Annotated in this window: 11 protein-coding genes; 1 reads left to right on the top strand and 10 read right to left on the bottom strand. The window is 65.7% G+C overall.

The window, feature by feature from the left end:
- Window positions 1–49: 49 nt before the first annotated feature.
- The 3 genes from J2R80_RS38610 to J2R80_RS38600 all read right to left on the bottom strand — a co-directional run bounded on the left by J2R80_RS38610 (window position 50) and on the right by J2R80_RS38600 (window position 3,259).
- Window positions 50–910, bottom strand: a complete 861-nt coding sequence (locus J2R80_RS38610; RefSeq protein ID WP_076824405.1) for a sugar phosphate isomerase/epimerase — start codon at window positions 908–910, stop codon at window positions 50–52.
- A gap of 3 nt (window positions 911–913) precedes the next feature.
- Window positions 914–2,260, bottom strand: coding sequence for an MFS transporter (locus tag J2R80_RS38605; RefSeq protein ID WP_076824407.1), 1,347 nt, complete (start codon window positions 2,258–2,260; stop codon window positions 914–916).
- A gap of 126 nt (window positions 2,261–2,386) precedes the next feature.
- Entirely contained in the window at window positions 2,387–3,259 is an 873-nt protein-coding gene (locus J2R80_RS38600; RefSeq protein WP_253640437.1) for a phytanoyl-CoA dioxygenase family protein, read from the bottom strand.
- 98 nt (window positions 3,260–3,357) lie between these two features.
- Here J2R80_RS38600 and J2R80_RS38595 point away from each other — a divergent pair, with 98 nt between their 5' ends.
- Window positions 3,358–4,368 (top strand): LacI family DNA-binding transcriptional regulator, encoded by a 1,011-nt coding sequence (locus J2R80_RS38595; protein ID WP_253640436.1) that lies wholly within the window; start codon window positions 3,358–3,360, stop codon window positions 4,366–4,368.
- A gap of 209 nt (window positions 4,369–4,577) precedes the next feature.
- On the opposite strand, the gene J2R80_RS38590 is transcribed toward J2R80_RS38595, so the two are convergent.
- From J2R80_RS38590 to J2R80_RS38560, 7 genes are read right to left on the bottom strand one after another with little or no spacing between them, the layout of a single operon-like run.
- Complete coding sequence (locus tag J2R80_RS38590; RefSeq protein WP_253640435.1) at window positions 4,578–5,111, bottom strand: NADH-quinone oxidoreductase subunit B family protein; 534 nt, start codon at window positions 5,109–5,111, stop codon at window positions 4,578–4,580.
- Between the two features lie 12 nt (window positions 5,112–5,123).
- A complete protein-coding gene (locus J2R80_RS38585) occupies window positions 5,124–6,635 on the bottom strand; it encodes an NADH-quinone oxidoreductase subunit C (RefSeq protein WP_253640434.1) in 1,512 nt (503 codons plus the stop codon).
- A gap of 18 nt (window positions 6,636–6,653) precedes the next feature.
- Window positions 6,654–8,102 (bottom strand): hydrogenase 4 subunit F, encoded by a 1,449-nt coding sequence (locus J2R80_RS38580; protein WP_253640433.1) that lies wholly within the window; start codon window positions 8,100–8,102, stop codon window positions 6,654–6,656.
- Window positions 8,099–8,761, bottom strand: coding sequence for a hydrogenase-4 component E (locus tag J2R80_RS38575; RefSeq protein ID WP_229192882.1), 663 nt, complete (start codon window positions 8,759–8,761; stop codon window positions 8,099–8,101). The genes J2R80_RS38580 and J2R80_RS38575 overlap by 4 nt, the downstream gene beginning before the upstream one ends.
- Window positions 8,761–9,717, bottom strand: coding sequence for a respiratory chain complex I subunit 1 family protein (locus tag J2R80_RS38570; protein WP_229192883.1), 957 nt, complete (start codon window positions 9,715–9,717; stop codon window positions 8,761–8,763). The genes J2R80_RS38575 and J2R80_RS38570 overlap by 1 nt, the downstream gene beginning before the upstream one ends.
- Window positions 9,708–11,723 (bottom strand): hydrogenase 4 subunit B, encoded by a 2,016-nt coding sequence (hyfB, locus tag J2R80_RS38565; protein ID WP_253640432.1) that lies wholly within the window; start codon window positions 11,721–11,723, stop codon window positions 9,708–9,710. Before hyfB ends, J2R80_RS38570 begins: the two co-directional genes overlap by 10 nt.
- A complete protein-coding gene (locus tag J2R80_RS38560; protein WP_225162626.1) occupies window positions 11,720–11,992 on the bottom strand; it encodes a helix-turn-helix domain-containing protein in 273 nt (90 codons plus the stop codon). Before J2R80_RS38560 ends, hyfB begins: the two co-directional genes overlap by 4 nt.
- Between the last annotated feature and the right edge of the window lie 116 nt (window positions 11,993–12,108).

Raw genomic sequence — 12,108 nt, 5'->3', positions numbered from 1 at the left:
CGGCGTTCCGGATTGTGGGCGTTCAGGATGCCGCCGCGGCCTGCTTGAATCAATGCGGGAGCGCGCCTTGCGGCTCGTTCGCGATACGATCCCACAGCGCGCGGATCATGTCCTTCATGACCAGCGCATCCTGCCAGCGGTCGGACAGTTCCCTGCCGTCGGGCCCGGTGATGGCATAGGGCGGGGGACCGAGCTCGCACAGGAAGGTCAGGGTCGCGTCGGGACCGGCACGTTTCCGCCAGGAGCGGATACCGTAGTCCCACCAGCCCATAAACAGCGACACCCAGCCCTGGTGCTGCGGAAAGCCGAGCGAGACCTGCACCTGCTCGCGGCTCGCGATGCGGCCGTGGATGCCCCAGGCATTGTCGAGGATGCGATGGATCATCGCGTGGTTGACGTCATCGACCGGCCAGGCGAATTCGCGGCCGACCAGATAATGCGAGAGATCGGCGGTGAGCCGCAGATCGGGAAAGCAGTCGAGCAGGTCGAGCATGAAGAACAGGTCGGTCGTCATGCGGTCGCGATGGGTCTCGACATGCACGGCGATGCCGGCCTCGGCAGCAAGCCACCGCCAGCCTTCGAGCAGGGGAATGCAATCCGCGAGCCGGCGCGGCCGAACGTCCGGCTGCAGATTGACGTGATCGGCGCCGAGCCGGGCGACCAGCTCGAGCACCGGTTTCAGGTCGCCGACGCTCTTCGGGTAGCATTGCGCCTGCCAGATCATGCCATGCGCGCGAAGGAAGCTCGTCGCCTCGCGCGCAAAGACAGGATCGATGAAGCGCACGCCGGCGCCGTCAAACCCGGCATCGCGGATCATCGCGAGCTGGGTTTGCAGCGGCCATTCGCCCTCATCGGCCAGCCGTCGCTCCATCGCCCAGAGCGACTGCAGGACGCGCAGTTGCTGCGCCACCGGTCAGGCCCGCGCCGGGATCGCCGTGGGCAGCTCGGCCTGTTCGCCTTCGTCGGCGGCGATATTCTCCTGGTAGGTCTCGGGCCCGATCCAGATCGCAACGACGGTGCAGGCGGACAGGAACATCGCGTAGCAGGCGACCGGCCACCAGGTGCCATAGGCCGCCACCAGTGCGGTTGCGACGAACGGCGCCGGACCACCCGACAGCAGCGAGCCGAGCTCGCGGGCGAAGGCAAAGCCCGCGAAGCGGCGTTGCGGCGGGAACAGCTCGGCGAAATACGCCGCCTGCGGCCCGAACATCGCCGCCGTCACCACGGCGCGCGCCAGGATGAAGGCGAGCGCGATCATGATCCACTCCTTGGTGCCGACCATCCAGAAGAACGGGAAGGCGAGCGCCACGCCGGCCAGCGCGCCGAACATGTAGACCGGCCGCCGTCCGATCCGGTCCGACAATGCCGCGAAGCCGAGGATCGCAAACAGTTCGACCGTGAATGCCAGCATCAGCGCGCTGAGCGCCTCGGCTTTCGGCACGCCGAGCGTGGTGATCACGTAGCTCAGCCCAAACACCGGGAAGAAATAGCCGAGCCCGTTCTCGGCCATGCGGGCGCCGAGCACGACGAAGAAGTTGCGCGGGTGCCGGCGCAATGCCTCCATCGCCGGATTGCTCTCGACCTTGCCGCGCGCGACCACCGCCTCGGTGTAGACCGGCGTCTCGGTGATGCGCATGCGGACGAAGATGCCGACCACGATCAGCAGGAAGCTCGCCAGGAAGGGCAGGCGCCAGCCCCAGCTCATCAAATCCTCGCGCGGCAGCATGGTCACCAGCGCGAAGGCGCCGGCCGCAAGCAGGTTGCCGACGGAGACGCCGAGCGGCGCGAAGCCGCCCCAGAAGCCGCGATGCTTCGGCGGTGCGTTCTCGACCAGATAGATCACGGCGCCGCCATATTCGGCGCCGGCGCCAAGGCCCTGGATGACGCGCATCGCGACCAGGAGGATCGGCGCCCAGATCCCGATCTGCCCATAAGTCGGCAGGAAGCCGATCGCGGTGGTGCCGATGCCGATCATCAGGAGCGTGGAGACCAGCACCGGCTTGCGGCCATAGCGATCGCCGAGGATGCCGAACAAAAGGCCGCCGAACGGCCGCACCACGAAGCCGACGCCGAAGGTCAGGAACGACAACAGCGTGCCGACCACCGGATCGCTCTTCGGAAAGAACAATTCGCCGAACACCAGCGCGGCGGCGGTGCCGTACAGGAAGAAGTCGTACCATTCGAGCGCGGAGCCGATGCTTGCGGCCAGGATCACACGCAGGCGCGATGTGCGAGCGCCATCTCTTGCCATCTCGGTCATTCGTTTCCCCGTTGTTTTGGTTTTTATGGTCGTCTTGATCGGGCACGATCTCCGCGTTTGTCGCGGCGGATCGTGCTCGTGAAAGCAGCAATGCCCGCGGCCTGGCCGCGGGCATTGTGGTCGGTCTTAAGCGGCGCGCGTGAAGTAGGATTTCTTCGACGCCGACTGGGTCTCGTAGATCGATCCCTGTCGCTTGGCCGGCGGCAGTGGCATCCGCACCGGTACGTCGGTGAGCCGCGGCGCGACCACCGGCGGCCCCGCCAGCAGGCGGCTGTTGAATTCGTCGAAGTCCTTGACGCCCATCAGCGGCCAGGCGTCGCTCGCGGCCACTTCATAGAGCAGCAGGTTGCGCGGCCGATTCGACGTGTTGGTTGCCGAGCCGTGCAGCGCGCGCACGTGATGGAACGACATGCTGCCGGCCTTGCCCATGCAGGGCACCGCGCGCTTGATGTCGTCCTGAATCTGGTCCGGATCGATCAGGCCTGCGAAGTGGCCGTCCTCGCCGTGATGATCCCACATCGTGGCGCCGGTGTGCGACCTCGGCGTCACCAGCATCGGACCGTTCTCGATATCGCAATCGTCGAGCAGCACGCCGATCGCGAGGATGTCGTCATTGGTGTGCGGATAGAATGCCCAGTCCTGATGCCACTCAACCGGCGAGCCGTATTGCGCCGACTTCATGTTGAGCTTGGAGCCGTGCAGGCGAAGGCCGGGGCCGATCAGCTTGGTGAGGATCGAGATCACGGCGGGGCTGCGCACGATCTCGTCGAAGATCGGGTGCACCTTGTGCGGCGCCTTGATGCGGCGGACGCGCGGATTGTCAGGCGAATGGCCCGGCTCGAGGTCGTAGACGTCGGTGTGCTCGCTCACGCTGGCGGCGCCGGCCACGAGCTGCGCGAGCACCGTGCGCACCTTGCCTAAGGTCTCCTGGTTCAGCACCTCGGGGACCACGATCACCCCGTCGCGCTTGTAAGCCTGGGCCTGTTCGTCCGAAATCATGCCGCTTCTCCCTTTTTGTTCCATGTTAGCGCTAACATTGGGTGATGCTAGCGCTAACATCATGGCTTGGCAACCCGGAATCGTGCAGGCTCCGGCCCATGAGCTCTGAACTGACCGCCCCCGGGACCGGCCCGGCCGGTGCCGCGCCCACCCTTTCAGAGGTGGCTAAGCGCGCCGGCGTCTCCTCGATCACGGTGAGCCGGGTGGTGCGGATGCCCGACCTGGTCGCCCCGGAGACCCGGGCGCGGGTCGAGCAGGCGATGCGCGACCTCGGCTATATCCCGAACCTGGTGGCGGGCGCGCTGGCGAGCGCGCGGACCAATTCGGTCGGCGTGCTGGTGCCGACCATCGCCAACTCGATCTTCGCCGACACGGTGCAGGGCCTGTCCGACAAGCTCGAGCCGCTCGGCTTCTCCGTGATCCTGGCGCAGTCGCGCTATGACGCGGAGCGCGAGGACCGCATGCTGGCGGCGCTGCTGTCGCGGCGGCCCGAGGCGATCATCATGGTCGGCTCGCCGGCGACCGAGGAGGGCAGCCGCCTGCTGCGCAATGCGCGCATCCCGATCGTCGAGACCTGGGATCTGCCGGCAAACCCGATCGACGCGGTCGCGGGCTTCGACAATTACAAGGCTGGTGTCGCCGTCGCGAAGCATCTGGTCGCGCAGGGCCGCAAGCAGCTCGCCTTCATCGGCGGCGACGATCCACGCGGCACGCGCCGCTGGTTCGGCTTCAGGGACGAGGCACTGGCCGGCGGCCTTGCCGAGCCGCGCCGGTTGATCCTAGACCGCAAGGATTCCGGCAGCGTGGCGGCGCACGCACGGCTGCCTGGTGTCGATGCGGTGTTCGCCGCCAACGATGCGCATGCGATCGGCTTCATGTCCGGGCTGCGCAAGGCCGGCCTGCTGCGCGACGGGCCTGCATCGGCGCAGCCGGTCGCCGTGATCGGCCTCGGCGATCTCGAAATGGGCCAGCTGATCTCGCCGACCCTGAGCACGATCAGCGTGCATGGCGACGCGATCGGCCGTACCGCGGCGACGCTGACGCTGGAGCGCGGCGGCGAGCGCCGTGTCGATCTCGGCTTCGAGCTGGTGCTGCGCGACAGCGGCTAGTGTGCTGAATGCGAGGTTCGTGTGTTTCGCGGCAGCCACTTTCACGAACTTCGCATTCATAAAGCACACTAGAATCAAAGGTTTGCTAGTGTCCTTATCGAATCCGAAGTTCGCTCCGAAGGTGCGGCAAATGATGCGAACTTCGGATTCGGGACACTAGCGCGCCTCGCCCACGGTGCGGGCGGAGGTGCTCGTTTCTTTCCGTGCCTTCACCTTGCCGCGACCTCGGCGTCGACCGCCTCGAGCAAGGTCACGAGGCCCCGCAGGATGGCGATCGGCGAAGGCGGGCAACCCGGAATATGGAGATCGACCGGAACAACCACGGAGACTCCGCCAACCACGGCATAGCTGCCGGCGAAGCATCCGCCATCCCTGGCGCAATCGCCCGCAGCGACGACCCATTTGGGATCTGGCGTCGCACGGTATGTGCGCTCCAGCGCCTCGCGCATATTCTTGGTGACCGGACCCGTGACGAGCAGCACGTCGGCGTGACGGGGCGAGGCGACGAACCGGATTCCAAATCGTTCGACGTCGTAATACGCATTGCTTAACGCGTGTATTTCCAGCTCGCATCCGTTGCAGGAGCCTGCATCAACCTCGCGGATCGAGAGGCTGCGGCCGAGGCGTCGTCGTGCGGTGCTGCCGACCATGGCCGCGAGCTCCGCAAGCGCAGCGTCGTCCGGGCGCGGCGCCTGCTCCGTCAATGGCTGGCGAAACAGGCTCTGGAACAGAAGTTTGCGCATCGCCTCAAGCCCTCAGAGATCCTGCCCGGAATAGGAGCAGTTGAACGACTTATTGCAGAGTGGGAAGTCCGCCACGATGTTGCCTTCGATGGCCGCCTCGAGCAGCGGCCACTGAAACCACGACGGATCGCGCAGATGGCATCGCTCGATCCGATCGCCGTTCAGGCGCAGCCAGGCCAGGATGTCGCCGCGGAAACCTTCGACGAGCGCCATGCCTTCGCAAGGCTCCGCCGTATTGTGCAGTGGCACTTGCACCGGGCCGGCCTCGAGGCCGATCAGGATCTGGTACGCCAGCGCGAGACTCTGCTCAACCTCGCGGATCCGGATCCAGACCCGGGCGTTGACGTCGCCGTCACTGAGGACGGGGACTTCGAAGCGGAGGCCATCATAGGGGAGATAGCCGGGCTTGCGTCGGGCGTCATAATCGCGGCCGCTCGCGCGCCCGACATAGCCTCCGGCGGCGAATTGCCGGGCGAGCGTTGGAGCAACGATGCCGGTGCTGACGGTGCGGTCCTGCAACGAGGCGGTGTTGTCATAGAGCTCGACCAGCGCAGGGAAATGCCGGCGGATCTGGTCGAGCGCGGCCCGGATCGTGTCGGCTCGATCGCCGGCGATATCGCGCGCGACGCCGCCGGGCACGACAAGGTCGCGCATCAGGCGGTGGCCGAATGCAGCGTCGGCCGCGCGCAGCACGGATTCGCGCAGCACGGCGCAATGCGCCTGCATCAGCGCAAATGACGCATCGTTGCAGATCGCACCGATATCGCCGAGATGATTGGCCAGCCGCTCGAGCTCGGCCATCAGTGCGCGCAGCAACAGCGCGCGCGGCGGCACGGCAATCCGCTGCGCGGCCTCGACGGCTTGCGCGAACGCCAGCCCATAGGCGACCGTGCTGTCGCCGGAGACCCGGCCGGCGAGCCGCGCGGCCTGCTCGATCGTGCTGCCCGTCATCAGCCCTTCGACGCCCTTGTGGGTGTAGCCGAGCCGCTGCTCGAGGCGGACGACCGTCTCTCCGCTCGCGGTAAAGCGGAAATGCCCGGGCTCGATGATGCCCGCATGCACCGGACCGACTGCGATCTGATGCAGGCTGTCCCCCTCGGCCGGAAGGAATTGATAAGGCGCTGCGTCCGCCGATGCATCGCGATGTTCGCCGAGCGGGAAGCGCGTTTGCCAACGGCCGTGATCAAGCCAGGGACGGGAATCCGGTGTGTCTGTCGTCTGCAATCCGAAGAGGTCGTGCAGGGTGCGCTCCAATCGAAGCGCCGGGGGATGATGGGCCGCAACCGAAGGAAATTGGCGATCGGGACAATCCAGGCTGATCACGCCGATATCGGACGTGCGGTCGTCGAGGACGGCCATGTGCACGCGCGAGGGCTCGCCCCACAGCCCGAGCAGGCTCAGGCCGCCATCCGCAAGCGCGTGAGCGGCGGCGCGCCAGGTATCGCCGTCGACCACGGCGCGCGGCCATGGATGATGTCGTTCGATCCTGTGGCCCGCCCGGATCAGATCGATCAACCTCGGCATATCCTGCTCTCCCTCGCGCTAACCCAGCAGGTTGGCGACGTGCTGGAACCAGACGACCAGCGGTCCCGGAAGGTAGATGCCCGCAGTCAGCACCAGTGCGAAATGCGCGAACATCGGCAAATAGGACGCATCCGCCGGCGCGGCATTGCCGCGCGGCTCGCCGAACGCAAGGCTGGTCAGGCGCAGGATCAGCGCGCCGAAGGCGAGCAGCAGGCCGAACACCAGCGGGATGGCGAGCAGCGGCTGGCGCGCGAAGGTGGAGCTGACGATGAGAAATTCGCTCATGAAGATACCGAGCGGCGGCAGGCCGGTGATCGCGACCACGCCGATCACGAGACTCCAGCCGAGTGCCGGATGCGACTCGGTCAGGCCGCGAATGTTGGCGATCCGCTGCGTGCCCTTCACCTGCGCAATGTGGCCGACCGCGTAGAAGATTCCCGACTTGGTGAGGCTGTGCATCACCATGTGCAGCAGGCCGGCAAAGTTGGCGAGCGGGCCACCCATGCCGAACGCAAACACGATGATGCCCATATGCTCGATCGAAGAGTAGGCGAACAGCCGCTTGATGTCGCGGCGGCGGTAAAGCATGAAGGCCGCGAACAACAGCGAAGTCAGCCCCATCGTCACCATCAGCGGGCCCGGCGATATCGCATCCGGATTGGCGGCGAGCAGGATCTTGAAGCGGAGCACCGCGTAGAGCGCGACGTTGAGCAGCAGGCCGGAGAGCACGGCGGAGATCGGGGTCGGGCCCTCGGCATGCGCATCCGGAAGCCAGGCGTGCAGCGGCGCCAGGCCGACCTTGGTGCCGTATCCGAGCAGCAGGAAGATGAAGGCGACGTTGAGCAATGCCGGGTCGAACGTCGCCGCACGGCTGATCAACACCGTCCACACCATGGCATCCTGACCCTCGCCGACCACCGGCAGTGCGGCCATGTACACCAGGATCGTGCCGAACAGCGCCAGCGCGATGCCGACGCTGCCGAGGATGAAGTACTTCCAGGCCGCTTCCAGCGCCGCATGGGTCCGGTAGATGCCGACCATCAGCACGGTGGTGAGCGTCGCGACCTCGACCGCGACCCAGATCAGGCCGATATTGTTCGACACGAATGCGAGGTTCATGCCGAACATCATCACCTGATACATGGCATGGTAGAATCGCAGATAGCCCGGCGTCAGCCGTCCGGTTTCGAGCTCATGGGCGATATAGCTTGCGCTGAACACGCTCGTGGTGAATCCCACGAAGGTGTTGAGCACGATGAATACGATGTTGAGATCGTCGATCAGCAGGTACTGGCCGGGTTGCGGGCGCTCGACCACGAGCAGCGAAAGCGCGGCCAGCAAGGTGCCGAGACTGGCCACGACATTGAGGCCCGCGGTCAGCCGGTAACCGGGCAGCGCGGCCAGCACCGCCGCGGCGGTGATCGGTATCAACAAAACCCAGGTGACGGCATCCGACGCGGCAGTCATTGGCGCTCCCCCCTGAATTCATCGAGCGCACCGACGTCGACGGTGTCGAACCGCTCGCGAATGCGGAACAAAAACACGCCGATCACGATGAATGCGATCAGGATCGAGAAGGCGACGCTGATCTCTACGACGAGCGGCATGCCCTTGGCGCCGGTCGCGGCCAGCACCAGGCCGTTTTCCAGCGACATGAAGCCGACGACCTGGCTGACGGCGTTGCGCCGCGTCACCATGACGAGCAATCCCAGCAGCACCACCGACAGTGCGAAGGCAAGGTCTTCCCGCGCCAGCGGATCAGCCGCGCCGGTCACGCGCAGCATCAGCACCATGGACAGGGCGACGAGCCCCATGCCCGCAAGCATGGTCGGACCGATGCTCACCGCGGTCTCGATATCGCGATGAATGCCGAGCTGCTTGATGATCCGATGCAACGCCACCGGGATGACGATCGCCTTGAAGACCAGTGCGATCGCCGCGGTCACGTAGAGATGCGGCGCATTCTGGATGAAGGCCTGCCAGGCGACGGAAGCTGCGAGCACCACGGCATGAAGTGCGAAGATGTTCAGCAGCGCATACAGGCGATCCTGGTACAGCATCATGAAGCTGATCAGCACGAGCCCGCCGGCGAGCAGATGGGCGATGTCGAAGGCGAGGTTGTGCATCAGAAGCCCCGTGACACGAACCGAAGCAGCGTGCCGAGCAGGCCGAGCATCAGCGCCGCGCCGAGGAATTCGGGGACGCGGAACACCCGCATCTTGGCCGTCGCGGTCTCGAACACGGCAAGAAGGAAGCTCGCGACCGCAAGCTTGAGGATGTAGACGGCGACGCTGACGAGATAGGACAGCGGCCCCGCGCCTTCGGTGGTGATCTGCCACGGGAAGAACACGCAGATGATCAGGGAGATGTAGAGCAGCAGCTTGAGGAAGGCGCCGAACTCGATCATGGCGAGGTGACGCCCGGAATATTCGAGGATCATCGCCTCGTGCACCATGGTCAGCTCCAGATGCGTCGCCGGGTTGTCGACCGGGATGCGCGCGTTTTCGGCGAGCGCCACCATGATGAGGGCGATCATCGCCATGCCGAGAGAGACGCGCAGTCCGACTTCCGACGACGCCATGAAGGTCGCGACCGTCGACAGCTGCGTCGAGCCGGCAATCAGCGCGACGCAGAACACCATCAACAGCATGGCCGGCTCGGCGAGCGCGGCAATCATCACCTCGCGGCTGGAGCCGATGCCGCCGAAGCTGGTGCCGACGTCCATGCCGGCAAGCGCGAGGAAGAAGCGCGCGCTGCCGAGCAGGGCGACGATCGCGATCAGGTCGGCGCTCCAGTTGAATTGCAGGCCGGTCGCGAATGTCGGGACCAGCGCCGCCGCGACCCAGATGGCCGCGAACGTCACATAGGGCGTGACACGGAACAGCCAGGACGCGTTTTCGGCGAGCACGACCTCCTTGCGCAGCAGCCGCAGCAGGTCGCGGTAGGGCTGGACGATCGACGGTCCTTTTCGCCGCAACAGCCGCGCCTTGATCTTGCGCACGACGCCCGTCAGCAGCGGCGCGAGCAGCAGCACAAGCGCCATCTGGCCGAGCTGAACGAGGATGTCCGAGATCACGACCATATCGCGAGCGCCAGCAGCAATGTGACGAGGGTTGCGAACACCAGGCTGAGGTAGCGGCGGATGGTCAGGAACTGGAGCTGGTTCAGCCGATCGGCGAAGAACCACACGAGTTCAGTCACGGGTGTGTAGAGCCGCTCCCAGACCAGGTCGTGCATATCGACCCTGAGGCGGGCCGGCCGCAGTTCGCCCGGCGCGGGCATGTCGACATGCTCGCGGGCTTGGAAAACCAGCGTGCCGAAGACGCGGCGGATCGGCTGCACAAAGCTCACGCCGGAATACTGCGCCGCCGGTGTCGGGTCGGAGAAGCCGCAACCCCAGGCCGGTCCGCGCCGGATCGCGCGCGACGCAAAGCGATGGATAAAGTACACCGCGAGCGACGCCGCGGCGGTGATGAAAGCAAAGACGAGCAATCCGTTGTAGGAACTGCGGCTCTCCTCGATCGGAACGATCGAGAGCCAGGGATCGTCCGCCTGAAGCGGCATCCGGTGGCCGATCACGGTCTGCGCAACCGGCGAAAGCGCGTCGATCACCAGGCCGGGCAGAATGCCGGCGAGGAAGCAGAGCACGGCAAGGCTGAACATCGCGGCGAGCGAATAGCGATCGACTTCGCCGGCGGCTTCCGCGGCCGGGCTCCGCGCGCGGCCGAGGAACGTGATGCCGAAGGCCTTGACGAAGCATGCCGCGGCCAGCGCCGCGGCCAGCGCCAGCAAGGCGCCGATCGCGGGCACCATGATCTTCAGCAGCCATTGCGGCAGGTCGGGGCTCTGCAGTACGGCCTGAAACATCAGCCACTCCGACACGAACCCGTTGAACGGCGGCAGCGCCGAGATCGCGACGCAGCCGACCAGAAAGACGAAGCTCGTGAGCGGCATGCGGTGGATCAGGCCGCCCAGCTTCTCCATGTCGCGTTCGCCGGTCGACGTCAGCACCGCGCCGGCCCCGAAGAACAACAGGCTCTTGAAGAACGAATGGTTGAGCACGTGGAACAATGCGGCCGTGAAGGCGAGGGCGGCCGCGAGGCCAAGGCCGTTCGCCTGAAATGCCAGCGCAAGGCCGAGGCTTGCGAAGATGACGCCGATGTTCTCGATCGTGCTGTAGGCGAGCAGGCGCTTGAGATCCTTCTCCATCAGCGCGTAGAGGATCCCCATGACGGCCGTGGCGCCGCCGAGGATGAGAACCGCGACACCCGCCGACCAGCTTGGCGGCCCGAGCAGATCGAACACGACCCGGATGAATCCGTAGATCGCGACCTTCGTCATCACGCCGCTCATCAGCGCCGAGACATGGCTCGGCGCGGCGGGATGAGCCAGCGGCAGCCACACGTGCAACGGGATCAGGCCGGCTTTCGACCCGGCGCCGAGCAGCATCAGCGCGAGCACCAGTGCGGCTTCGGACGGAGTGTGCTGGGCAGCGCGGATGGCCGCAAAGCTGTAGCTGCCGCCGGCTCCCGCCAGCAGGCCGAAGGCAAGCAACAGAGCCAGCGTTCCGAAGCTTGCCATCACGAGATAGACGTAGCCTGCGCGGGCATTATCCGCGTCACGGTGATGCGCCATGACGAGCGCCCACGAGGCGAGCGACATGAATTCCCAGCACAAGAGGTAGGTGAACGCATCGTCGGCGAGCACGACGAGATTCATGCCGGCCAGGAACGCCGGGAAAAAGGGGAGGATGCGCTGTGGCGCGGATTCGTGGCTGCCGTAACCGAGGCCATAGAGACTTGCGGCCGCACCGCCGAGATTGACCACGACGAGAAAGAATGCGGCGAGCGCATCGAGGCGGAAATGCGATCCCAGCCAGGGCAACCCGATCGGCAGGGCCAGTTCCGTCGCGCTGGTACGGGAGATGAGCGAAATCATGGCCCCGGCCAGCGCGATCAGCGAAATCGCGAAAGTCGCGCCGTAGACGATGGCTGTCGATTGGCGCGATCTGCTCGTTGTAATCGCGAGAGCGGTCGTTCCCAGCAGGGCGGCTACACACCAGATCTGCTGAGTGACCGCCGGGATCATGTCTGCACCTTCGGTGAGCCCGATCCGGCCTTCAATCGCACCCCGCGGCCGCCGCCGTTGCTGACGGCGCCCTCATTGATGACCTCGACGCCGGCTGCGCCGAGCGCATCGATCAGTTTCACGAGCGAGTCGACGTTGCCGCGAATGGTACCTTCGCTCGCCTCCATCCGCTGGATGGTTGGCACCGAAAGTCCGGACAGTTCGGCGAGCTGCCGTTGGTCGATGCCGAGCAAGGCTCTGGCCGCTCGTAGCTGCGCCGCGGTGATCATCGATTGATGGCCGTCGATCTGAGAGTCGCGTCTATTTGAATGTTATTTATGCACATCAAGTAATGATGGCACAAGGGCAATAAGTGATGTTTTATACATCATTCCTGGGCGCAGTC

This window comes from Bradyrhizobium sp. USDA 4541, from assembly GCF_024171085.1.
GTDB classification, from domain to species: domain Bacteria; phylum Pseudomonadota; class Alphaproteobacteria; order Rhizobiales; family Xanthobacteraceae; genus Bradyrhizobium; species Bradyrhizobium australafricanum.
The sequence above is the reverse complement of the archived record's forward strand: the minus strand, read 5'-3'. Positions and strand labels throughout refer to the sequence as shown.

Excerpts from the sequence above, each read along its gene's own strand:
- J2R80_RS38605 (WP_076824407.1), bottom strand. The coding sequence starts at position 2,260 with ATGACCGAGATGGCAAGAGATGGCGCTCGCACATCGCGCCTGCGTGTG.
- J2R80_RS38570 (WP_229192883.1), bottom strand. The coding sequence starts at position 9,717 with ATGGTCGTGATCTCGGACATCCTCGTTCAGCTCGGCCAGATGGCGCTT.
- J2R80_RS38585 (WP_253640434.1), bottom strand. The coding sequence starts at position 6,635 with ATGCCGAGGTTGATCGATCTGATCCGGGCGGGCCACAGGATCGAACGA.
- J2R80_RS38590 (WP_253640435.1), bottom strand. The coding sequence starts at position 5,111 with ATGCGCAAACTTCTGTTCCAGAGCCTGTTTCGCCAGCCATTGACGGAG.
- J2R80_RS38600 (WP_253640437.1), bottom strand. The coding sequence starts at position 3,259 with ATGATTTCGGACGAACAGGCCCAGGCTTACAAGCGCGACGGGGTGATC.
- J2R80_RS38560 (WP_225162626.1), bottom strand. The coding sequence starts at position 11,992 with ATGATCACCGCGGCGCAGCTACGAGCGGCCAGAGCCTTGCTCGGCATC.
- hyfB (WP_253640432.1), bottom strand. The coding sequence starts at position 11,723 with ATGATCCCGGCGGTCACTCAGCAGATCTGGTGTGTAGCCGCCCTGCTG.
- J2R80_RS38580 (WP_253640433.1), bottom strand. The coding sequence starts at position 8,102 with ATGACTGCCGCGTCGGATGCCGTCACCTGGGTTTTGTTGATACCGATC.
- J2R80_RS38575 (WP_229192882.1), bottom strand. The coding sequence starts at position 8,761 with ATGCACAACCTCGCCTTCGACATCGCCCATCTGCTCGCCGGCGGGCTC.
- J2R80_RS38595 (WP_253640436.1), top strand. The coding sequence starts at position 3,358 with ATGAGCTCTGAACTGACCGCCCCCGGGACCGGCCCGGCCGGTGCCGCG.